Genomic DNA, 22,407 nt, shown 5'->3' with positions numbered 1-22,407 from the left:
GGACAGAATGACAGGCGTTGGCGTGGCTAATCCTGTCATTACAGGATGTAGCATCAATGGAGACGCGATTTCTGAGTTTTTCCTTCGCGCATTTCCTTTCGAGTTTTGCCTTTCATGTTGAAACAGTCCCGCAGTCTTGTTGCCGCCGCAGTGCTTGTGTGCGGCATGTCCGTTCATGCGCAGAAGACGCCGATTCAGATCACGGCTGATCTGACTGAGGGCGTTCGCCACCTGTATCACGCGGAGATTGATATCCCGGTGAAGCCGGACTCGACTGCGGACCTGATCACGCCGAAGTGGATTCCGGGCACGCATGCTCCGGGTGGGCCGATTGGCGCGATTACCGGCGTGGTGTTTACGGGCAATGGCGAGACGCTGAAGTGGCGTCGTGATGATGTGGAACTGGCCGAGTTTCACGTGCCGGTGCCGAAGGGCGTAACGAGCATCCATGCGCATCTGGACTGCATTATCCCGGGACGTGTGACTTCGAAGATGAGCGTGCTGGAGTGGGAACACCTGATGCTGTATCCCGCGCATGTGCCGGTGAAGGAGATTGCGATTCAGCCTTCTGTGACGGTGCCTGCGGGATGGGGTACGGGCACGGCGCTGAAGCCGGTAGGTACGGTTCCGACGCCCAAGACGACGGGCGTTCTGGAAGGCGCGCATACGCCTCCTGCTGACGCTGTGACGACGAAGTATGACGTGACGACGGTGGAGCAGTTGGAAGATTCGCCGGTGATCACGGGCAAGTACTTCCACGAGTTCGCGCTGGCTCCAGAGATTTCGCCGAAGCACTTTCTTGATGTCGTGGCGGATGAGCCGGAGGACGCGAAGATGCGTCCGGAGACGCTGGCTGAAATTGGAAACCTGGTGCGCGAGGCTGATGCGAACTATGGCTCGCATCATTACAACGAGTACCACTTCCTGCTGACGCTCTCAGACCGCGCGGGCGGCGAGGGGCTGGAGCATGGCCAGTCTTCTGACAACGGTACGGGCGAAAAGGGATTTGCGGACGATGTGCACCAGTTGGCTGAAGCTGACTTGCTGGCGCATGAGTTCACGCACTCGTGGAACGGCAAGTATCGTCGTCCGGCACGCCTTTACCAACCGGATTTTGCGACTCCACAGCAGGGCGACCTGATGTGGGTGTACGAAGGCATGACGCAGTACTGGGGCAATGTTCTGGCGGCGCGTGCGGGCCTGAAGAACGCCGAGGGATATCGCGATCTGCTGGCGCTTTCTGCGGCGCAGTTGGATTACAAGCGCGGCCGCAACTGGCGTTCGACGGAAGACACGGGGATTGCAGGAAGCCTGATTCGTGGTGGCAATCCGCAGTGGATGAACTGGCGTCGTGGGCAGGATTATTACCAGGAAGGCGAACTGGTCTGGCTGGATGCGGATACGTTGATCCGCAAGCTGACGGACAACAAGAAGTCGCTGACGGACTTTGCAAAGATTTTCCTGGGCAAGGGCGGCAATACTGGTCCGTTGATTGTTGGGTATGAGTTCCCGGAGATTGTTGCTGATCTGAACCAGGTGGTGAAGTACGACTGGGACAAGTTCCTGCGCGACCGCATCAATGGAGTAGATCCGCAGGTGGATCTGGACGGCATTGAGCGCGGCGGCTACAAGCTGGTGTACCAGGATCATCCGAGCAAGGGCGAGCGGATGTTGGCAGGCAGCCGTCGCGGTGGACTGAATGTCTGGTACTCGCTGGGAATGCGCATTTCCGGTGAGGGCTTGATTGGCGACGTACTGTGGGATGGGCCTTCGGACCGCGCGAAGCTGGGACCTGGAGAAAAGATTGTCAGCGTGAACGGACAGGCTTTCTCCGCTGATGCTCTGAAGGCTGCGATCGTGAAGGCGAAGGCTGACCCTGCGCCGATTCACCTGCTGGTGCAGCAGGAAGACGCGATTCTGCCGGTGGATGTGAACTATCACGACGGTGAACGCTATGCGGTGCTCGTACGGCAGGAGGGAACGCCCGATTATCTGGGTGACATCCTGAAGCCGTTGACTACGCCACAGGCTGCAGCGAAGTAAACGCAAGATGAAATGGAAGCCCGTTCGCGAGATTCGCGGGCGGGCTTTCTTTCGTGTCGCAGGCGGAAGTTTGCGCTTGTTGACCTGTGTTCGTCCGGCAACCAAAGATAACCGCAACTTCCTGCTGCAAAGTGCGTTCTAACGAGATATGGGCAGGCCGTTTCGATCGAGGGGCCGCAAGCCCAGCGGAGTTTGGATTATGCGTTGGAACATCGCCGCACGTACTTTGGGATCGCTCGCTTTCGCGGCGGTCCTTTCCGCGCCTGTCGCGGGATTTGCCCAGGCTCAACCCGCTTCAACCGGTACGCAGAACGCGAAATTGAGCGATGCGCAGGTGGAAGCGAATGTTTTAAAGGCGTTTGCCGAAGATAACCGTCTGGCGAACCAATCGATTAATTCCTCCACCGTGTTTGGAACTGTGACGTTGACTGGTTCGGTGACCGATGAGGCTTCGCGCACGGCTGCGGAGCAGGTGGCTTCGCATGTGGGTGGCGTGACGAAGGTGGTGAGCCAGTTGACCGTGGGTGCTCCGGAGACCGCGGCCGCTGACCCTGCTGACGCGAACATGATGCCAGCGGATGGCTCGTCGCTGCCTGCAGCGCAGGGCGCGATTATCGCGGCGCAACATCCGCAAACTGATCCGGAGAATGGAAACCAGGCTCCTCCTCAGCAGGGTTATGCGCAACCGCAGGACGGGCAGCAGGCTTCTTCGCAGATGCCGGATGGCGATCCGAACGGCTACCCGCAAAATGCTCCGCAGCAGGCGCCGCAACGCCGTTTGTACTATCGCGATTATCAGCGTCAGATGGCGCAACAGCAGCAGGGCGGATATCCGCCGCAGCAACAGCAGGGCTATGCGCAACAGCAGGGCCAGCCGGGTGGTGTGCAGGTGACGGTGCCCGATGGAACGGTGCTGCCGGTGCGCATCAATCACTGGATTTCCAGTGGCAATGCGCAGCCAGGATCGACGTTTGACGCATTTGTGACGAGCGACATTCTGGCTGGTGGCGAGATCGCGATTCCTCGTGGTGCAACAGTTGAAGGAACGGTTGTGGATGCGAAGGGCGCTGGCGTGCTGAAGGGCCGCGGTGAATTGACGCTGCAACTGACGGCGCTGAACCTTGGCGGGCAGCGGATTCCGCTGCAAAGCCAGCCGTTTGTGATCAATGGACATGACAAGAGCCTGCAGTCGGTTAACTCGACGATTATTGGCGCTGGCCTGGGTGCTCTGTTTGGTGCGGCCGTTGGTGGCGGCACGGGTGCTGCGATTGGCGCGGGTGTTGGTGGTGCGGCTGGTCTGGGCACGTCGGCCGCTTCGGGCGGGGGCAATGCGAATGTGCCCGCGGAGGCTATGTTGCAGTTCCGGTTGGTAGCGCCAGTGCAGGTGGTGACGGTGTCTGAGGCGGAGATGCAGCGGCTGGGTGGCTATGCCGGACCGGCAGGAGCGTATCGGCAGGGACCTGGGCCTTATGCACGCCCCTACCCAGCCGTAGGCGTCGGAGTCTATGGCTATCCGGGATATCCGTATGGCTACTATCGTCGCGGATATTATGGGCCGCGACCGTACTGGTACTAAGTCTGGTTCACGAGAAAGGGCCGCGGCGAGGGATGCCGCGGCCCTTTCTGTGTCTTCGCTCGGCTATACTTTCGTAAGCGTGCGTCCGGGAGGACGAACGCATGCGCGCGTCTGTGTTAGTCCGCGCAACACATCCCGATCCACTCTTTGAAGGGTCTCCGCCGAAAGCCAATGATTCGTTCTCTGCAGAAGAATAACCGTGTAATGAAGGCGATTTTCGCCATAATCATCGGCGTCGCCACGATTTCCATGGTGGCCTATCTTGTTCCAGGCTTGATGGATGGCCTGAACGGTACGCAGCAGGGCGTGTATGCCACGGTGCGTAAGCCGGGTTTCTTCGGCCGTTTTAGCGATGCGACTGATATCAAGTCCACCGAAGTATCGCAGGTGGCGCAGAACCTGGCGCAGCAGCAGAACCTGCCCGCGCAGTATCTGCCGTTCCTGATGCCCCGCTTTGAGGCGCAGGCTCAGCAGTTGCTGATTGCACAGGCGATTGAAGATCGTGAGGCGGACCGCCTTGGTCTGAGCGCGAGTGCTGCTGATGTGCAGAAGGAATTGCAGACGGGCCAGCTTGGCCAGTTTTTCTTCCCGGATGGCAAGTTCATTGGCGACGACAAGTACCGCGATTTTGTGACGACGCGCCTGGGCTTTGCCAGCGTTGGCGAGTTTGAAGAGAAGATCCGCCAGGAACTGACCGGACGCAAGCTTCAGGAATTTGTGACGGCAGGCGCCGTGGTGAGCGACAATGCTGTGCGCGAACTGGTTCGTAAGCAGGCCGCGAAGGTGAAGTTCGATTACGTGGTGGTTTCGTCAGCGGACATTGCGAAGACGGTGAACCCGATCGATAGCGATCTGGAGAAGTGGTTCAACACGAACAAGGCACGCTATGCGACGGCTGTTGCAGAGAAGCGTCAGATCACGTACATCCCCGTGACGCTGGCGAACCTGCCCGGTGGCAAGCCGCAGGTGAGCGATGCCGATGTGCAGGCGTATTACAACGCCCACAAGGCCGACTATCACGTTGACCAGCAGGTGAAGGTGCGCCACATCCTGATCTCAGCGCCGCAGGGCGATGCGAAGGCAGATGCGGCGGCGAAGGCCAAGGCTCAGGGCATCCTGGACAAGATTCATGCTGGTGGCGACTTTGCGAAGTTGGCGCAGGAGAACTCGGACGATCCGGGATCGAAGACGCAGGGTGGCGAACTGGGTTATGTGAAGGCCAATGGCCAGATGGTGAAGCCGTTCCAGGATGCCGCAATGGCACTGAAGGCTGGCGAGACATCGGGCCTTGTGCATACGACGTTTGGTTATCACATCATTCAGGCGACAGCTCGTGACGAAGCGCATGACAAGCCGTTGAGCGAAGTTGCTGGCGAGATCCGTCCGATTCTGGAACAGCAGAACGGTGCGAAGGCTCTGCAAGCGCTGACGGGACAGATTGCGAATCAGGCTGCGAAAGAGGGCATGGACAAGGCCGCTGCTGCGCACAACCTGAAGGCAACGACGTCTGGCTGGCTGACCAGCAGCGACACCATTCCGGCGCTGCCGGATAGCGCGCAGATGATGCAGGCCGCGTTTACGGGTAAGAAGGGCGATTCGCCACGTTTCGCTCCCGCAGGTGAAGGCACTTATGTTGTGTTCCAGACTGCTGATGTGCAGGCCGCGCATGCGCCCACGTTTGCAGAGTGGAAGGACAAGCTGCTGAACGACTATCGCAGCGAGCAGGTTCCGCAGATGTTGCAGGCGAAGCTGCAGAAGCTGAGCGATCAGGCAAAGCTGCTGGGCGATCTGCATGCTGCTGCGAAGGAAATGGGCCTGCCGGTGAAGTCGTCGGACCTGGTCGACCGCACGGGCAATGTGCCGGATGTGGGATCGATGGGCGGTGCTGCTTCTACCATCTTCGACCTTGCGAAGGGCGGCGTGAGTGGCCCCATTGCGAATGGCGAAAACGGCGTCGTGGCGCAGGTGACGGACAAGCAGGAGCCTTCGGCTGAGGAGATTGCGAAGGCATTCCCGGCACAGCGCGACAAACTGGTTGAACAGCAGCGCGCGGAACTGTTTGGCGTGTACATGCAGACGCTGATTGATGAATACACGAAGAAGGGTGCCGTGAGGATTCATCAGAAGCCCACACCGCAGCCGGCTGGATTGCCGATTGGGCAGTAGTTCTTCGTAATGAAACAAAGGCCGGACTCAAACGAGTCCGGCCTTTTTATTTTTGATGGACACGGAATGACCATCCTGATGCGGGCCGGGTAAATGACGTCACGCCGCAGTCCGCTTCGCGTCGTAGCACCGTAAAATCGCATCACACATCACGGACATGATTTCAGAGCGACTTTCCGGCGTTTTATTGCACGTGACATCGCTGCCTTCTCAGGGTGGCATTGGTGATTTCGGCCCCGCTGCCTATGCGTTCGTTGATTTTCTTGCGGCGGGCAAGCAGAGACTTTGGCAGGTGTTGCCGCTAAACCCGGTGGGATATGGCAACTCGCCCTATTCCGCTGTTTCTGCGTTTGCAGGAAACCCGTTGCTGATCAGCCTGGAACATTTACAGCGCGATGGATGGCTGTATGCCGGTGAGTCCGATGGTCTTGCAGGGACGCAGGGAGCGGTGGACTTTGCGCGTGCACAGGCAGAGAAGCTGCCACTGATTGAACGCGCGGCGAAGCGGTTTTTAAAGCGCTGCAGCGCGGCCGATTGCGAGGCATTCCAAGCCTTTCGTGAGAACGGCAAGGGATGGCTTATCGACTATGCGCGCTTTACGATTTTGCGGCGGACGTTCGATTACCGGCATTGGAATGAGTGGCCCGCGGAACTGGCGGCGCATGATGAAGCTGCGCTGGAAAAGTTTGATACAGAGAACCGCGATGCGATGGAGATTGAGTTCGCCGTGCAGTTCCTGTTCATGCGGCAGTGGGAGACATTGCGCGCGTTCTGTACCAGCCGCGATATTCGCGTGATGGGCGATATGGCGATCTTTGTGTCGTACGACTCAGCGGATGTGTGGGCGAACAAAGATGTCTTCGATCTGGATGAACATTACAAGCCGATTGCGGTGTCGGGTGTTCCGCCGGATTATTTTTCGGAGACAGGGCAGCGGTGGGGTAATCCGCTGTATCGCTGGCGTCATCTGGAACAGCAGGGCTTTCAGTGGTGGATTGATCGTGTGAAGCGGCAGATGGAGTTGTACGATCTGTTGCGGCTGGATCATTTCCGCGGATTTGAGGCGTACTGGCGTATTCCCGCAGAAGAAGAAACAGCGATGAACGGCGAGTGGATTGAAGCGCCGGGACACGCACTGTTTGATCGGTTGAAGAGTGCACTGGGCGGGTCGTTGCCGTTCATAGCGGAAGACCTTGGCGTGATCACCGACAAGGTGGATAAGCTGCGCTGCGATTTTTCGATGCCTGGTATGCGTGTGTTGCAGTTTGGGTTTGCGGGACGAGGAGCGCATCTGCATCTGCCGCATAAGTACGACCGCAACACCGTCTGCTATACCGGCACGCATGACAACAACACGACGCTAGGCTGGTGGCTGGAAGCCCCGGAGATGGATCGGAAGAATCTGCTGACGTACCTGGGGCCGCTGGCACATCCGAATGATTGTGTGTGGGCGATGATTCGTTGCGCGGAACGGTCGGTGGCGTCGATCTGCATTGTGCCGCTTCAGGATCTGCTGCACCTTGGGTCAGAAGGTCGTATGAATACGCCGGGAATCCCAGAGGCGAACTGGACGTGGCGGTATTTGCCGGAACAATTGCATCCCGACATCAGCCTGCAGCTTCGGCACATTACGGAAGAGTGCGATCGTGACGCGTACATTCCGGAAGAAGTGCTGGAGAATGTCGACGCGCCACCACCGCCGGAAGCTCTGCATGACCAGAGCGGTGAACAACAGGGAACCCAGCCAGAGACGTTGGCCAGCGCATAGAGCGCCGTAATCGAATAAACTTCTTAGGAAGGAGTTTCCTACACGATGCCGCTGTCAGGTGAAGCGATCCGCACCATGAACTACGTTGACGATATTTCGGTAACGCTGCGCCGTATTCTGGCCGTGTTGCCTTCTCTTACCGAAGAGGAGCGCAGCCGCGTTGAGGAACACATCAAGAAGTCGGAACCGAGCTATGCGTCGGTCGTCGCTGCGATTGAAGCGAAATAAGACGCGTTGAACACGGGACAAAACATACACGGCCCGCTGACGCTTGCACTGATTGGTGCAGGCAAGGCGGGCCGTTCTCTTGCTGCTGCGGCGGTGAAGGCGGGGCATCGCGTGGTGCTGGAAGACGTGATGCCGGCGAAACTGCGTGAAGCGTTGGATGAGATTCCGACCGAAGGTATGCTGGGCACGCTGGAGACAGTGACCACCGTGGAAGATGCGGTGCGCGAGGCTGACCTGGCGATTGATTTTGTGCCGGATGAGTTGGAGTCGAAGCTCGAAATCGTCTGTATGGTGGACCGCATGGCTCCGCCGAAGACGATTCTTTGTATTCAGACGCGTGCATTGAACGTGACTGACCTTGCGGCTTGTACCTATCGTGCGGATCGCTGCGTGGGACTGGCGTTTGATGAAGCTTCCGCGTTGATCACGCGCGGTGCGAAGACATCCGACGAGACGCTGCAGCTGGTAGAGGCGTTTGCGCGGTCCTGCGGAACGACGGTCGCGCTGCGCGAAGAACTACCCATTTCTTTATAAGTTCTATTTCCAGGCAAAAAGCAAGGCCCTGAACGTCTTCAGGGCCATCATGGTGGACTCGATTTCAGTCCTGATGTTTTAGCGGTGTGCCGTCTGCTGCTGACCACTGGGGCGCGGTGAACTGTCGTGATAGCTGGGTGAGCTATCGTGTGTGCGCGGGGAGCGGTCATGCTCTTGGGCAGCGATTGCAAGCGGTGTGGCGAGGGCAAGAAGAACTGCGGCGATGCGATACGTCATGGGAAATACACCCCTTGATGAGTCGGGCGCCGTCGAGCGGTCGCGGCCTTTGCCAGACTCGGCTTGGGAAGCGGGATACTACGTACCGGGTCCGTTCAAATCTCCGGTACGGTTGGCCTTATGCCAATCCTCGAAGATGGTGTTCCGGGTGTCGACGCCCCGGTCCTGACCAACTTCTGTACACACATCTAGACGCTCGAGATCGCTCGAGGATTCAGGTTTTCAGGTTTCTGTTGCTTAACGGGGCACTGAAAAGGGGACGCAACTATACGCCACGTCCCCTATGCATGTGAAATCAGGCAACTAGTCCGTGGCGCGGGGGCGCTCGTAGGGCTTTTGCAGCAGTGCACGGGCTTCGTTGATGGCGCCTTGTGTGTTGTCGTTGGTCTGTACGGCGAGTCGGTATTCCTGCACGGCGCGGTCGCGCTGGCCGGTGATATCAAAGATTTTGCCGAGGCCGATGTGGCTCCAGACCTGCGTCCAGCGTGGATCGCCGTCACCTCGCAAAGCGTCGCGATAGCTGTTAGCTGCGGACTGATAGTTGCGCTGCGTGAAGAAGATCTCCGCAATGCGATAGGTGGCCAGCGAAGAGTTCTTGTTGGTGTCGAGAGCCTTCTGGTATTCGGCGAGCGCACCGATGAGGTCACCCTGCGCGACGAGTTGCTGGCCCTTCAACACAGCGACACGAACAGCGAGGTCGGGCGTGCTCTTGAGGATCCAGTTGTCGGGATCGATGACGATGCGGCGCGGCCGGCCGAAGGTTTCGATGGTGTACGCAGAGTCGGTTCCTGAGACATCGATCTTGCGCGTTTCGGTCTTGCCGTCAGTCTCAATACGAAGGTCGACGGGCATGCGGAACAGGTCAAGGTCCTGCGCAACCGCACCAACAGTACGGAAGCCTTTGCCACCGCCGAGACGATAGACGGTGTACTTGTTCTGGAACGTTGGCGAGCCGGTGCCGTCGAGCCACTGCGCGAAGAACGGCGTCAGGTTAGTGTTGTCACCCGCGGTCAGTTTGGCGATGTTCTCCAGATCGGCGGTGCGCACGGGCTTGTCTCGGTAGGTGGAGAGCAGGTTCTTCAGGAAGGTGAGGAACTTGTCATCGCCGAACTGGTATCGCAGCATGTGAAAGACCATGGCGCCCTTTTCCAGCGTCATGGATTGGAACTGCGGCGAGAAGGGATCGATGCGTGCGAGTGTTGTGAGCGGCTGCGTGTCGTATGCGAGCGCGCCTGCTTCAATGTCGGGCATGGCGGTCTGGAGGGCGGTCTTGCCACCGTTTTCTTCCAGGTTCATCAACTCGCCGTAACGAGCCATGCCGTTGGTGATCCATGCGTCGTTGAGCGTGGCCGGGCTGATGGCGGAGCCGAACCACTGGTGCGCGATGGTGTTGGCGAGGAGGCGGTGGCTGTTCTTATCGCCAATGCGGTTACCCGCGATGGCAATGACTTCCGGGCCCCATGAGGCGCTCACGGAGTCGTCGGGGATTTCGACGATCTGGAGGATGCCGGACTCTGGCGCGCCAAAGCTCTGCGTGAAGAACTCCTGCTGCTGCGCGGCGGTGGCCGCATATTCGGCGGCGTTTGCCTTGTGCTTCTCCGTTACGTAAACGGAAATCTGCCGGGCGTCCGGAGTTTTGATGGCAGGCAGGAATTTGCCGATCACGAGGGTGCCGGGTAGGCCGGGTTTGGTCCATGCGAAATCAAACTCGGTCTTGTTGGCGGGCATCGCTTTTTTGGCGACGAAGCCGCTGGAGACGGCGGTTTCACCCTCTGGCACCGTGACCTTCAGGTCCATGGTGAAACGGTTGGTGTACAGGCCAACCATGGGAAACCAGCGGCCGGGATAGAGCAGGATAGAGACGGGATCGGCGATGGCGGCCAGCTTAATGCCTTCGACCGGACTTGTATCCTCGTCTTTCAGAATGCCCGCGTAAGTAAAGGTAAACGTAGCACTTGTGCCGCTGGCCATGGGCGCAGGAAGCGACACGGTGACGGTGGAGCGTCGGGCGTCGCGGTCGCTGTCGAGCGGCTTGGCGCCGGGGCCGGTGATTTTGGTGATCCGCAGACCATTGTTCAGCTCAAAGGTGGCGGAGGTGATGTCCTGATTCGCCGTGAAGGTGACCTGCGCGGTGGCGGTGAGGCGCTGCGCCGTGGGGTCGACTTCGGCGGTGATGGCATAGCCTGTGACGTTGATGGGCGGCCGCGTGGAACTCTGCGCAAAGGCAGCGGAGCCGAGCGCGAGGAGGGCGGCGCTGGCAAAGGCGAGTGTCGTGCGAATCGCAGGCATGCTGGCAGAAATCCTTTTGGTGCAGGGACAGACTAGCCCTTTCTCCAGAGCTGTCAAACGGTTAGACGCAGATCGGCGGAGTGTGTTGTGGGGGATCAGGACAGTGCCTCCAATACGGCGTCGCGCAGACTTTCAATGGCGGTGCGATTTGTTGGGCTTAGAAGGCGTCGACGAACTTCGGCGAGGGCTTCGATCTGCTCTTCGCGCTGGGGTGTGTCGGCCAGAAGTGGCTTCAGGGCTGCGGCCACGTTTGCGCCAGTGAACTGATCCTGAAGAAGCTCCGGAACGACGCGGCGGCGGGCGATGAGGTTGACCATAGCGATGGGCAGGTTGCCGTGTTCGTCGACTTCTGCGGGGATCTCTGGTGGGTACTTCACCAGCGCTTTCGCCATGCGGAAGGTGAGATTGGAGACGCGGTAGACCACGACGAAGGGTGTGCCGATGACGGCAGCCTGTACGGTTGCTGTTCCGCTGGCTACGACTGCGGCTCGGCTGTGCATGAGGGCTGCTCGCGCGTCTTCAACGAAATGGAATGAGCCACTCCTGGCACGCGAACGCATCTGGTCCCGGCGGTCGTGGCTCACAGTAGGAGCCACGGGGATGAGGTATTCGTAAGCGTCGCCAAGGAGCATGGCGGCATGAACAAGCCCAGGGAGATTGGCGTCGATTTCGCCGCCACGGCTACCTGGCAGAAGCGCCACCCATTGCTTGTGAGGATTCAGAGCGTATCGCGTGGCGTAAGCTTCGCGGGAGACAGTGGGCAGTGGTTGCTCTGCGAGCGGATGGCCTACGAACTCGGCTTGTACTCCACGATTGGCATAGAAGGGTTGCTCGAAGGGGAAGATGGTGAGCATCTTCGCTACACGCTGTTGTACCCAGCGCAGACGCTTGCGCTTCCATGCCCATAGTTGCGGCGAGACAAACCAGATGACCGGCACTCCCATCCGCTTGAGATGTTTCGCGAGGCGAAAGTTTACGTCGGGGAAGTCGATGAGTACGGCGACGTCGGGCCGTTGTCTTTTTATCGACTCCACTAGCGTTTTGTAGCTGCGCAGGATGGTGGGGATATGGCGGAGGATCTCCGTGATGCCCATGACCGCTACATCTTCTGCGCGAATGACACGGTCTTGTCCGGCTGCTTCCATGGCAGTGCCGCCGAGGCCGGTGAAGCGGGCTTCAGGGAGCACGGCACGAAGGGCTGTGATCAGCTCTGCGCCGTAATGATCGCCGGAGGCTTCGCCTGCTGAGAGAAAGATGAGGGGACTCTTCACGCACCTTCAGTCTAGTAGCTGGCGAACGAAAGTGCAGATGGCAGGAACATTTGGCCACAACAGAAAGAAAAATTTTCTGTGCAACATCCCTGGCGCAGCCGTGTCTTCACGTTTGTCCCGCAGCCATGCTGCGAACAAGGGAGAAGAGTTTGATGAAGACGTTGACACGCACTGCCACTCTTGCAGCCGTTGCTGCTTTCGCTGTTGCCGTTCCGCTGGCACAGCATGTCTCCGCGCAGTCGTTTGCGATTGGGATTTCCATCCGTACCGCACCGCCAGCATTGCCCGTGTATGTACAGCCGCCATGCCCACAGCCGGGTTACATGTGGACGCCGGGATACTGGGCCTGGGGTCCAGAAGGCTACTACTGGGTTCCGGGTGTGTGGGTGGCTCCGCCGCGCGTGGGTGTGTTGTGGACGCCTGGTTATTGGGGCTATAACGGCGGCGTGTATGCGTGGAATGCAGGCTACTGGGGACCGCATGTTGGCTTCTATGGCGGCGTGAACTACGGCTTTGGCTATAGCGGCGTGGGCTTTGGTGGCGGCATGTGGGCTGGCAATGTCTTCCGCTACAACACTGCCGTGGTGAACGTGAATACGACGGTGATTCGCAACACCTACATTGATCGCACGGTGGTCCGCAACACGGTGGTCAACCGTACAAGCTTCAATGGACCTGGAGGCATTGGCGCACGGCCCACGCCGCAGCAGATGGCCTTCAGCCGCGAGCAGCATTTTGGTGCGACGGTGAACCAGCAGCAGCACCAGAACTTCGCATCGCAGGATCGCAATGCGTTTGCCAGGAACAATGGTGGTCGTCCGCAGACGATGGCGATGACGAATGTCGGCGGCAATCGCTTTGGAGCGCAGGGACGTCCTACGGGCGCACCGGCGATGAATCCCGGAGCACGTCCGGGTGGGCAACCGAACGCAGCTCCTGTGCAGCGTGGCTTTGCCAACAACACGGTGAACAATCGTGAGGTGAACCAGCAGCAGCGCATTGGCAACGGTATTGAAAGTGGTCGGATGTCATCGGGTGAAGCAGCGCGTGCGGAGAATCGTCAGCAGTCGATTGATCGCCAGGTGCGGCAGGATCGTGTTGCGAATGGTGGACGGATGACGGGGCCGGAACGGCAGCAGGTGAACCACGAACAGAATGCTGCCAGCCGGCAGATCAGCCACGAAAACCACAACGAGGCGCATGGACCTCGTCGTTAAACAGCACTGAAAATAAGAAGGGCGCGCTTATTTGATAAGCGCGCCCTTCTTTATTGATTGCTTGATTCTGATTCTTAGTGAATGGCGACCGCTCCGCCGAGCCATGCTTCCAGCGTGAAGTGGAGCAGGTAATAGGTTACGGCGCCGACAAGCGCTGCTCCCGGGAAGGTAAGAATCCAGCCATAGATAATGCGCTTGGCCCAAATCCAGCGAACGGCGTGGAGACCACGCGTGGCACCAACGCCAGAGATTGCTCCGCCGATGGCGTGAGTGGTAGAGATGGGGACCTTTGCAACTGTGGCAAGACCGATGGTGATGGCTGCGGCCATTTCCGCGGAGAAGCCACCCATAGGACGCAGGTGCGGGGTGATGCGCGAACCCATCGTTTTAACGATTTTCCATCCACCGATCATGGTGCCGGCGGCGATGGCCGCGTGGCAGGACAGGATGATCCAGATGGGGATTTCATGGTGGCGACCCAGCAGATTGGTGTGGCCTTGTGCGTACTGACCATAGCCAGTGGCAACGAGTGTGGCCACGATGATGCCCATGGTTTTCTGCGCATCGTTGGTGCCGTGACCGAGCGAGTAAGCACCTGCGGAGACGAGTTGCAGGCGGCGGAACCAGCGCGAGGCATCCTCGCGCGGTGCCTTGTAGCTGCTCCACGCCACAATATGCATGATGATGTAGCCGAGCACCATGCCGACGAGCGGAGATAGAACGAGGAAGATAAGGATGGAACCCCAACCCGTGCCCCATCCCGTGAAAAGGATTGCGTGGTAGCTGCCGAACGATGCAATGGCTGCTCCTGCGAGCGCCGAGATGATGGCGTGAGAAGAGCTGGTGGGCAGAGCGAGATACCAGGTCAGCAGATTCCAAAGAATGGCGCCGATAAGGCCAGCAAGCACCACATAAATGGTCATGGCTTCAGGCCGGATGAGGCCGCTGCTGATGGTATGCGCCACGCCTGTGCCGAAGACAAATGCCGCAACGAAGTTGAAGATGGCGGCCCAGAGGACGGCCTGCGGCGGTGTCAGCACACGCGTGGTGACGATGGTGGCGATGGAGTTCGCCGCATCGTGCACACCGTTGAGGAAGTCAAACCCCAAAGCGATGACAACCGTAATGATGACCAGGAGCAGAGGTGCTGCGTGCATGCGTCAGTCGTTCTTTAGAAGGATGCGCTCGATGGTGCGGCCAAGGTTGTCGAGGAGGTAGATCGCCTCAAGCATCAGGTCGTGGACCTCGCGCTTTTTCATGACGGAGATGGGGTCCGGCTGGCCGCTGTACAACTCCACCAGGAACTTATCGCGGCTCTGGCGTGCTGACTCTTCCTGACGACCGATTTCGTCGAGGTTGCCTCGGAGTTCGCTGAGCTTTGCCTTCTTGCGCAGACGGTTCAGCGTGGCCGAAACCTCAGACGCCATGGTGTCGATGGCAGTGGTGTGCGCGCGCAGCGAGGGGTGCATCTCCTCAAGCCGGTAGAGCTCCATACGGCGACCCGCCGAAGCGATCACGGCGATGGCTTCGTAAATGCGACTGGTGAGTTCGAGGATGTCCTCGCGATCGAACGGGGTAATGAAGGCCGTGTCGAGCCGGAGAAGCGTCTCGCGCATAACGCGATGGGCTTCATGGCGGCTCTGTTCCATCTTGGCAACGTGACCGTTTGTGCCGGGCCAGAGATTCATGCTTCCAGCGAGTTGGTCAGAGACCACCACCAGGCATTTGCCAAGCTGTTCAAAGTGGTCAAAAAAACTTCTGTCCTGTGGCATCACGCTGAACATGCTTGCGTTCTTCTCCTCCTGCGTTGCGTTCTCTGAGCGCAGGCACCCGGGCAAGGATAGCGCACCGGGAGGGTTAAATCGTAGTGTTGTGATGGTTTTTTGCAGAACTGTAATAAATCGTCAGTCGCCGGGCTGGAGGCGCAGAGCATCGACGGCCAATGGGACTGCGGTTGTTTCCTGATCCTTGTACTGAAGGCGATAGAGACGCCAATACAGGCCGCGGTGGGTCAGCAGTTCGTTATGCGTACCGCTTTCGCGAAGCTTGCCCTTGTGCATGACCAGGATTTTGTCGGCGCTCTGGATGGTCGATAATCGGTGGGCGATGACGAAGGACGTTCGGCCGGAGATCATCTTTTCCAGCGCGGACCGGACACGGAGTTCGGTGTCGGTATCGACGGAGGAGGTGGCTTCGTCGAGGATAAGGATCTCTGGCCGGTGCGCCAAAGCGCGGGCGAAGCTGATGAGCTGCTTCTGGCCGGTGGAGAGAGTCGCACCGCGTTCCTGCATAGGTTCGTTGAAACCCTGGGGCAGGGTGCGGATGTAGTCGCCAATGTTGACTTCGTCGGCAGCGCGTTCCACTTCGGCATCGGTGATCCATTCGGAGCCGAGGCGGATGTTGGATTTGACGGTGCCGGTAAAGAGGAATGCGTCCTGGAGAACCACACCGAAGCGCTTGCGGAGGGCTTCCAGCGGCATCTGCCGGACGTCCATGCCGTCGACGAGAACACTGCCGTGCTGGACATCGTAGAAACGCATCATCAGCGCGGTAATGGTGGTCTTGCCTGCACCCGTGTGACCGACCACGGCTGCGGTTTCACCCTTCGCAACAGCAAAAGAAACGCCGCGAAGAATCCATTCGACGTCGGAAATAGCGGAGAGATCTTCGTCCGATTGCGCGAGGGCGATGGCGGACTTTTGATCGTCACTCAACGTCTGGTAAGTGAACCAGACATTGCGGAACTCGATGGCGCAGGGTTCTCCGTGCGGAGGTTCAACGGCGATGGCCGGGGAGACGATCTCCGGTTCCATGTCGATGAGTTTGAAGACGCGCTCGCTGGCGGCCATGGCGGCCTGCAGGATGTTGTACTTTTCGCTCAGATCCTGAATGGGGCGGAAGAAGCGTTGCGCATACTGCATGAATGCGAGCAGCACACCGATGGTGACGGCGCGACCAAAGAATGTGGCGCCATGCAGGACACCGAAACCGCCCTTCCATAACACCATGGCAATCGCAATGGTGCTGAGCAGTTCCACCGCGGGGTAGTACAGCGAGTAGGCTTGCACCTGATCCACATAGGCGTCGCGGTGTTCGGCGTTGATTAAAGTGAAGTCGTCGTACGCGCGTTGTTCTCGATTGAAGAGCTGCACCACGCTCATACCGCTGACGTGTTCCTGCGTGTAGGCGTTGATTTTGGCGATGGCCGTGCGGATGCGGCGATAGCTGCTGCGAACGGCAATGCGGAAGAGGCGCGTGGCATAGCCGATGAGCGGCAACACCGACAACGTAAGCAATGCCAGCGGCCAGCTGAGCCACAGCATGATGCCGACGATGAAGATCAGCACGAACACATCTTCAAAGATGGCGAGAACGCCGCTGGTGAACATTTCGTTCAGGGCATCGATGTCGCTGGTAACGCGGGTGACGAGGCGACCAACGGGATTACGGTCGTAAAAGCCGACATCCATGCGTTGCAGATGGCGGAAGATCTGCGAGCGCATGTCAAACATAATGCGCTGGCCGGTCCACTGCATCAGGTACGTCTGCATGAATTCCAGCGCGTAGCTGAGTAGAAGTGCGACGAAGTAGAGCGCGGCACATTCGGTGATGCCGACGATGGGCTGCGGACTAAGATGGCGCGCGAACCATCCGGGCACAAACGTGGTGTTGTGGCCGGTCATATAGCGGTCGGTGGCGACCAGCACAAGGTATGGGCCAACGACGTCCGCGGCTGCTTTCAGCAGGATGGAGGCGAAGCTGAGGCCCGCATGGCCCGCATAGGGGCGCATGTAGGTGAGCAGGCGCTTCATCAGGCGGCCGTCATACGCCTTGCCCAGCACCTCTTCGTCGTGTGTGGACTTTGCCGCGGGTTTCGGCTTCTCTTTGCTTTTCTTCGCCATGCGCTTGTCTGATTGTAGATGTCTTTGTGGCATGCTTCGGCTCACGATTTTTACAGCGCATACATGGGAAAATAGAAAGAATGCATTCCCACGACGCCACGCTCGGCCTGTATGTGTCTGTGCCGTTCTGCCGGCAGAAGTGTACTTTCTGCAACTTCGCGTCGGATGCGTTTCCTCCGGCGAGGATGGCGGCGTATGTCGACAGGCTGGTGGCGGAGATTGAGGCCTCGCGTGATTTTGCCGCGCAACATCAATTGATTGTTCCGCAGCGGGTGGATTCGGTGTTTCTGGGTGGTGGTACGCCATCGCTGCTGGAACCGGAGCAGATGGCGCGTGTATTTGCCGCGCTGCGTGCGACTTATCCCATGGAGCAGGACGCTGAGGTCACCGTGGAGGCGGCTCCGGGGCAGATCCCGGATGACTTGCTGGATGTGTTGCTCCGAAGCGGTGTGAATCGCGTTTCGCTGGGCGTGCAGAGTTTTGTGGATGCGGAGTCGCGTGCCGTGGGGCGCGTGCATACAGGCGATGCCTGTCTTGCAGAGTTGAAGCGTTTGCGCGCTGCCGGGATTCGCAACCTGAACGTTGATCTGATTGCGGGATTGCCGCACCAGACGGCTGCGTCGTGGTCGCATTCCTTGAAGACAGCGATCGATTCCGGTGTGGAGCATGTGTCGGTGTACATGCTTGAGGTGGATGAGGATTCGCGGCTCGGGCGCGAACTGATTGGGCCGGGTGTTCGTTATGGAGCGCATGCTGCGCCGACGGATTCGCTGGTGGCCGATCTGTACGCGCAGGCATGCGAGACGTTTGACGCGGTAGGACTCTCGCAGTACGAGATTTCAAACTTTGCACGTGCGGGCTATGCTTCGCGGCACAACCTGAAGTACTGGAAGCGCGATGCGTATCTTGGCTTTGGGCTGGATGCGCATTCCATGTTGCGTGCGCAAAGCGATGGACGCGCTTCACGCTTTGCCAATGGCGATGAACTTAATCCCTACATTGCAGGCAACGAAGACGTCGAAGTGGAACACATCGAGATGCTGGGCGAGTGGGAAGAAAGTATCTTCCTTGGGTTGCGATTGATTGAGGGCGTTTCGATTGCGGAACTGCAGTGGCCGTTTCCCGCGCCGTGGCTGGATGCATTTGTGGAGCGCGTGCAGAGCTTGCAACGCGATGGACTGATGCGGTTGGACGATGGTCGCGCCATGCTGACACAGCAGGGACGTATCGTGTCCTCGAGCATCTTTGGTGAATTGCTGGCCGACGAGCCAGCGGTGGCATGAGTGCTCCCAAAGGATTAGGAGAAGTGACGATGGAAGTGATTGATCTGCGCAGCGACACCGTAACCAAGCCCACGCCAGAGATGCGTGAGGCAATGGCATCTGCAGAGGTGGGCGATGACGTGTACAGCGAAGACCCGACGGTGAATCGCCTGGAAGAGCGCGCTGCGGAGGTCTTTGGCATGGAAGCGGCGATCTTTGTTCCCACGGGATCGATGGGGAACCAGATTGCATTGCGTCTGCATACGGAGCCGGGCAGGGAAGTTGTCTGCGAATCGCGCGCGCATGTGCTGGACTGGGAGATGGGCATGGCCGCAATGTTCAGCGGATGCCAGCTTCGCACGGTGCAAGGGCAGCGCGGCATTCTTCGCTGGAAAGATATTGAGCCTGCGCTCGCCACAACGGGTTTGTATTACAAGGCGCAGACCGGCCTCATCTGGGTGGAGAACACGCACAATATGGCTGGCGGATCGGTCACGCCGCTGGCAGTGATGCGCGAGCTTCGCGATGGTGCGCATGGCCGCGGACTGCAGATTCATCTGGATGGTGCGCGCGTTTTCAATGCCTCCACCGCGTTGAAAACGGATGTCGCCACACTGACTGCAGGCTATGACTCTGTGAACTTCTGCCTCTCAAAAGGGCTATGTGCGCCGGTCGGATCGCTGCTGGTGAGTTCACGCAAAAACATCGATAAGGCAAGGCGCATTCGTAAAGCACTGGGCGGCGGCATGCGTCAGGCAGGAGTGCTGGCTGCGGCTGGATTGATTGCGCTGGATGTGATGTCTAAGCGGCTGGATGACGATCATGCCAATGCGAAGCTGCTGGCGCGGAAGATTGCGGATGTGGATGGTATCTCCGTCGATCCTGCGGAAGTGGAGACAAACATTGTTATCTTCCGCACGGAATTTGATGCGCCCGCTTATGTGGCTTCGCTGAAAGAGCGTGGCGTGTTGGCCAGTGCGATCAATGCAAATACGGTTCGTTTTGTTACCCACCATGATGTAAGCCAGGAACAATGCGCGCGTGCCGGTGAGATTGCTGTTGATGTTGCTGCGAAGATGCTTTTAGAAACCGCATAAAACAAGGTATTTACGCTGTACACTGGCAATACACGTTTTGAGTGCAATTCTGAAGAGGATTGCTTTGTTCAACACAAGCGCAGCGGAATGCATTGGGAAGCGCGGTGAGAATCCGCCACTGCCCCGCAACTGTAAGCGCGCATCTTCGACCATGTTTCGAAGACACATCCTTTTCGTGACACAGCTATCACTGCGTAAGTGGGAAGACAGCATGTGCAGGATACGAAGGCAATGTGCGATGCGCGTAAGTCAGGAGACCGATTCCGCTGCTGGTTGTAAGCCATGCTCCCGCGGGGGAAGCAGAGGAGAATTCTGATATGTATCGCATCGCTCAAAAGCGACGCGCAGCAGCGCAATTGTGCGCAGTCGCTGTGTGCGCCTTCACCGCATCGGTTGCACACGCTGTTGTTGTCCGCGGCACGGTCCGCGATCCGCTGGGCCGCCCTATCACCGTTGCACATGTGCGACTGGTTAAAGGAACGCAGGTGGTGGCATCCACCGTCACGCAACCGGATGGTTCCTTTGAAATTCGCTCCACGGAAGATGGCCGCTTCCTCCTGATTGCGGATGCGCCCACGTTTTCTCCGCAGGTCAGTGACTCGTTTTATGGTCGGCAATGGGACATGGTGCAGAAGAATCTGCAACTGACGATCAGCCCCATCAAGCAGGACATTACGGTAACGGCGACAGGCGAACCGATGCCCGTTCAGCAGACGAGCGGAAGCGTCTCCCTGATTGATTCTGAGTCGCTGAGCACACGCGCAGGTGTAGTGAATGAACTTCGCCTGCAGCCCGGTGTTGCAATGGTGCAAACGGGACAATACGGCGGTGTGACGTCGATGTTTGTGCGCGGTGCAAACTCCGATGCAAGCAAGGTGTTGATCGACGATGTGCCCGCAAACGATGTGGGTGGAGTATTCGACTACGGCACAGTCTCTTCAACTGCGCTTGCCTCGATCGAGACGCATCGCGGACCCGACAGCATCCTGTATGGAACGGACGCACGCGCTGGCGTGGTGCGCTTTGAAACGCCGCATGGAACCACGCTGAAGCCGGTGCTGACGTACTCCGGTGATGCAGGCAATCTGCACACGTGGCGTAACGAGGGCACGCTCTCCGGCACGTATGGTAAAGCTGATTACTTCGGTGCGTTCTCGCGATTTGATAGTTCGAATGCGCTCCCGAATGATCGCTATCACGTGGCAACTTCCGCGGCGAACCTGGGCTATAGCTTTACCGCAAAAACAAGCATTCGCGGAACAGTGCGCAATGCTGTCAGTGCTACGGGAATACCTGGTGCGTGGGACTTCCAGGGACTTGCACAGAACGGCAAGCAGGGCGATCAGGACACGTACATGAGCGGCGTGCTGGACGACACCCGTAGCAATGGTTGGCACAACACCTTCCGTTACATTGGTGCGCGAAAGCGCGAACAGGCCCGTTACTTTGCCGCTGTGGGTGCGCCGGATGGTTATGGCGAATACTTCGGTAACACCGTGACGATTCGTGGCGCCAACGGTACAAAGGCCACAGGGCAGGTCATTGTTGGGTACGATCCGTTTCCCACTTACTACGAGATGGTGAACAATCGCGACGGTCTGGACTATCACACCAGTTACAGCTTCAACCCTCACCTATCTGTGGTGGGAGGTTTCCGCTTCCAGGACGAGCGTGGGGCTTACCGCTATCCGCTGTATGGTGAAAATGATCAGGTGGGACGCAGCAATTACGATTACACGCTGGCGTTCAACGGCAATGCGTTGCATCGGTTGTTCTATACCGTTGGCGGAGCGATCCAACGCAACTCTTTGTATGGAACAGAAGGCCAGCCGCAGGTTGGGCTTTCGTACTACTTGTTCCGACCAGCGCGTGGATGGTTTCATGGAACACGTTTTCGCTTCCAGTTTGCGAAGGGTGTTCAGGAACCCAGCCTGAATGCGCAGCTTTCGTCGCTTTACCAGAAGCTGATTGGAATTGGAGATACCGCATCGATTGCGAATTTCCATGTAAGTCCGATTGGTGCACAACGGAGCCGCGTCTATGAAGGTGGGTTTGATCAGAATATTTATTCTGACAGCGCGATTCTTCATGTGACTTACTTCCACTCGACCTATGGACGGGGTACGGAGGGCGTTCCAGTAACGCTGTACAACGCGTATTTCCATCAGAACCTACCCGTGGCATTGGGAAGCTTCTATCTCAATTCGCTTGATACGCGGTCGGCAGGTGTAGAGACGTCGCTTGAATACCAGGTGCTGCATCACCTGTTCCTGCGTGCCGGATACACGTACCAGGATTCATTGGTGAAGCAATCCTTCTCCAGCGATGCGCTGGCGGCGTTGGGTGGTTCAACGACGATCAACCCTAACTATCCGGGTATTCCCATCGGGCAGTATTCGCCGCTGGTGGGCCAGCGTCCGTTCCGTCGTCCGCCGCAGACTGGATTCTTCGTGGCTCAGTACACCACCACGAAGTGGTCCGCGGCTGTGAAGGGTGCTATCGCTTCGCGTGCGGATGATTCCACGTTTATCGACGCTTATTCCAACTCGTCATTCGATAACTCCATGCTGCTTCCGAACCGCAATCTCGATCCTGGATTTACCAAGCTGGATGCGAACTTCACGTATCAGGTTCGGCCATCCGTTGCGGTGTTTTCGCAGTTAGACAATCTGCTGAACAACCAACATATGGGCCCAATCGGTTACCCATCGTTGCCGTTTACCTTCCGTGTCGGTTTGAAGGTCCGCATCCCTCACGAGTAATCGATCGCGTTATGTGTTGAACATGCGCCATCACCGAGTAAAAGGCCCACGCTGC

At 58.4% G+C, this 22,407-nt stretch carries 16 protein-coding genes and 1 riboswitch; of the genes, 10 read left to right on the top strand and 6 right to left on the bottom strand.

Translation table 11 applies throughout. From position 1 onward, the window contains the following. Window positions 1-114: 114 nt before the first annotated feature. The 6 genes from M504_RS02470 (at window position 115) to M504_RS02445 (ending at window position 8,315) form a co-directional block, all read left to right on the top strand. The gene (locus M504_RS02470; protein WP_047487573.1) at window positions 115-2,043 is read left to right on the top strand and encodes a M61 family metallopeptidase; all 1,929 of its coding nucleotides are present in this window, start codon (window positions 115-117) and stop codon (window positions 2,041-2,043) included. Window positions 2,044-2,242: 199 nt separating this feature from the next. Beyond that, on the top strand, window positions 2,243-3,619 hold the full coding sequence (locus M504_RS02465) for a BON domain-containing protein (protein WP_047487570.1): 1,377 nt from the start codon (window positions 2,243-2,245) through the stop codon (window positions 3,617-3,619). 171 nt (window positions 3,620-3,790) lie between these two features. Then, entirely contained in the window at window positions 3,791-5,785 is a 1,995-nt protein-coding gene (locus tag M504_RS02460; RefSeq protein ID WP_047487566.1) for a peptidyl-prolyl cis-trans isomerase, read from the top strand. 157 nt (window positions 5,786-5,942) lie between these two features. Beyond that, the gene (gene malQ / locus M504_RS02455) at window positions 5,943-7,553 is read left to right on the top strand and encodes a 4-alpha-glucanotransferase (protein ID WP_047487563.1); all 1,611 of its coding nucleotides are present in this window, start codon (window positions 5,943-5,945) and stop codon (window positions 7,551-7,553) included. Window positions 7,554-7,598: 45 nt separating this feature from the next. Then, window positions 7,599-7,781 carry a hypothetical protein gene (locus M504_RS02450; protein ID WP_047487560.1) on the top strand — a complete coding sequence of 61 codons (183 nt, stop codon included), beginning with the start codon at window positions 7,599-7,601 and terminating at the stop codon, window positions 7,779-7,781. Between the two features lie 6 nt (window positions 7,782-7,787). Next, entirely contained in the window at window positions 7,788-8,315 is a 528-nt protein-coding gene (locus M504_RS02445; protein ID WP_047487557.1) for a 3-hydroxyacyl-CoA dehydrogenase NAD-binding domain-containing protein, read from the top strand. Window positions 8,316-8,393: 78 nt separating this feature from the next. Here the strand turns inward: M504_RS02445 and M504_RS21975 are convergent, their stop codons facing one another. The 3 genes from M504_RS21975 to lpxB all read right to left on the bottom strand — a co-directional run bounded on the left by M504_RS21975 (window position 8,394) and on the right by lpxB (window position 12,112). Next, window positions 8,394-8,552, bottom strand: coding sequence for a hypothetical protein (locus M504_RS21975; RefSeq protein WP_156993435.1), 159 nt, complete (start codon window positions 8,550-8,552; stop codon window positions 8,394-8,396). Window positions 8,553-8,855: 303 nt separating this feature from the next. Then, window positions 8,856-10,841, bottom strand: coding sequence for a M1 family aminopeptidase (locus tag M504_RS02440; protein ID WP_047487554.1), 1,986 nt, complete (start codon window positions 10,839-10,841; stop codon window positions 8,856-8,858). Between the two features lie 95 nt (window positions 10,842-10,936). Beyond that, window positions 10,937-12,112, bottom strand: coding sequence for a lipid-A-disaccharide synthase (gene lpxB / locus M504_RS02435; RefSeq protein WP_047487551.1), 1,176 nt, complete (start codon window positions 12,110-12,112; stop codon window positions 10,937-10,939). A gap of 152 nt (window positions 12,113-12,264) precedes the next feature. Between lpxB and M504_RS02430 the strand changes: the two genes are divergently transcribed. Next, window positions 12,265-13,329, top strand: coding sequence for a YXWGXW repeat-containing protein (locus tag M504_RS02430; RefSeq protein WP_047487548.1), 1,065 nt, complete (start codon window positions 12,265-12,267; stop codon window positions 13,327-13,329). A gap of 74 nt (window positions 13,330-13,403) precedes the next feature. Here M504_RS02430 and M504_RS02425 read toward each other — a convergent pair whose 3' ends face one another. The 3 genes from M504_RS02425 to M504_RS02415 form a co-directional block, all read right to left on the bottom strand. After that, window positions 13,404-14,486 (bottom strand): inorganic phosphate transporter, encoded by a 1,083-nt coding sequence (locus M504_RS02425; RefSeq protein WP_047487545.1) that lies wholly within the window; start codon window positions 14,484-14,486, stop codon window positions 13,404-13,406. A 3-nt stretch (window positions 14,487-14,489) separates the two neighbouring features. Next, a complete protein-coding gene (locus tag M504_RS02420) occupies window positions 14,490-15,113 on the bottom strand; it encodes a DUF47 domain-containing protein (RefSeq protein WP_047487542.1) in 624 nt (207 codons plus the stop codon). Window positions 15,114-15,233: 120 nt separating this feature from the next. Continuing rightward, window positions 15,234-17,231 (bottom strand): ABC transporter ATP-binding protein, encoded by a 1,998-nt coding sequence (locus M504_RS02415; RefSeq protein WP_047487539.1) that lies wholly within the window; start codon window positions 17,229-17,231, stop codon window positions 15,234-15,236. A gap of 80 nt (window positions 17,232-17,311) precedes the next feature. Between M504_RS02415 and hemW the strand changes: the two genes are divergently transcribed. The 3 genes from hemW (at window position 17,312) to M504_RS02400 (ending at window position 22,352) form a co-directional block, all read left to right on the top strand. Further along, a complete protein-coding gene (hemW, locus tag M504_RS02410; protein ID WP_047487537.1) occupies window positions 17,312-18,514 on the top strand; it encodes a radical SAM family heme chaperone HemW in 1,203 nt (400 codons plus the stop codon). Continuing rightward, complete coding sequence (locus tag M504_RS02405; protein WP_052200249.1) at window positions 18,511-19,590, top strand: low specificity L-threonine aldolase; 1,080 nt, start codon at window positions 18,511-18,513, stop codon at window positions 19,588-19,590. Before hemW ends, M504_RS02405 begins: the two co-directional genes overlap by 4 nt. A gap of 38 nt (window positions 19,591-19,628) precedes the next feature. After that, window positions 19,629-19,873, top strand: a riboswitch (cobalamin riboswitch). Between the two features lie 34 nt (window positions 19,874-19,907). Continuing rightward, on the top strand, window positions 19,908-22,352 hold the full coding sequence (locus M504_RS02400) for a TonB-dependent receptor (RefSeq protein ID WP_047487531.1): 2,445 nt from the start codon (window positions 19,908-19,910) through the stop codon (window positions 22,350-22,352). The last annotated feature ends 55 nt before the right edge of the window (window positions 22,353-22,407 follow it).

It is taken from the genome of Terriglobus sp. TAA 43, assembly GCF_000800015.1.
In the GTDB taxonomy this organism is placed as follows: Bacteria; Acidobacteriota; Terriglobia; order Terriglobales; family Acidobacteriaceae; genus Terriglobus.
This window is presented reverse-complemented; position numbering and strand designations above follow the sequence as displayed.

Excerpts from the sequence above, each read along its gene's own strand:
- M504_RS21975 (WP_156993435.1), bottom strand. The coding sequence starts at position 8,552 with ATGACGTATCGCATCGCCGCAGTTCTTCTTGCCCTCGCCACACCGCTT.
- M504_RS02430 (WP_047487548.1), top strand. The coding sequence starts at position 12,265 with ATGAAGACGTTGACACGCACTGCCACTCTTGCAGCCGTTGCTGCTTTC.
- M504_RS02400 (WP_047487531.1), top strand. The coding sequence starts at position 19,908 with ATGTATCGCATCGCTCAAAAGCGACGCGCAGCAGCGCAATTGTGCGCA.
- malQ (WP_047487563.1), top strand. The coding sequence starts at position 5,943 with ATGATTTCAGAGCGACTTTCCGGCGTTTTATTGCACGTGACATCGCTG.
- M504_RS02440 (WP_047487554.1), bottom strand. The coding sequence starts at position 10,841 with ATGCCTGCGATTCGCACGACACTCGCCTTTGCCAGCGCCGCCCTCCTC.
- M504_RS02465 (WP_047487570.1), top strand. The coding sequence starts at position 2,243 with ATGCGTTGGAACATCGCCGCACGTACTTTGGGATCGCTCGCTTTCGCG.
- M504_RS02425 (WP_047487545.1), bottom strand. The coding sequence starts at position 14,486 with ATGCACGCAGCACCTCTGCTCCTGGTCATCATTACGGTTGTCATCGCT.
- hemW (WP_047487537.1), top strand. The coding sequence starts at position 17,312 with ATGCATTCCCACGACGCCACGCTCGGCCTGTATGTGTCTGTGCCGTTC.
- M504_RS02405 (WP_052200249.1), top strand. The coding sequence starts at position 18,511 with ATGAGTGCTCCCAAAGGATTAGGAGAAGTGACGATGGAAGTGATTGAT.
- M504_RS02470 (WP_047487573.1), top strand. The coding sequence starts at position 115 with ATGTTGAAACAGTCCCGCAGTCTTGTTGCCGCCGCAGTGCTTGTGTGC.
- M504_RS02460 (WP_047487566.1), top strand. The coding sequence starts at position 3,791 with ATGATTCGTTCTCTGCAGAAGAATAACCGTGTAATGAAGGCGATTTTC.
- M504_RS02450 (WP_047487560.1), top strand. The coding sequence starts at position 7,599 with ATGCCGCTGTCAGGTGAAGCGATCCGCACCATGAACTACGTTGACGAT.
- M504_RS02420 (WP_047487542.1), bottom strand. The coding sequence starts at position 15,113 with ATGTTCAGCGTGATGCCACAGGACAGAAGTTTTTTTGACCACTTTGAA.
- M504_RS02415 (WP_047487539.1), bottom strand. The coding sequence starts at position 17,231 with ATGGCGAAGAAAAGCAAAGAGAAGCCGAAACCCGCGGCAAAGTCCACA.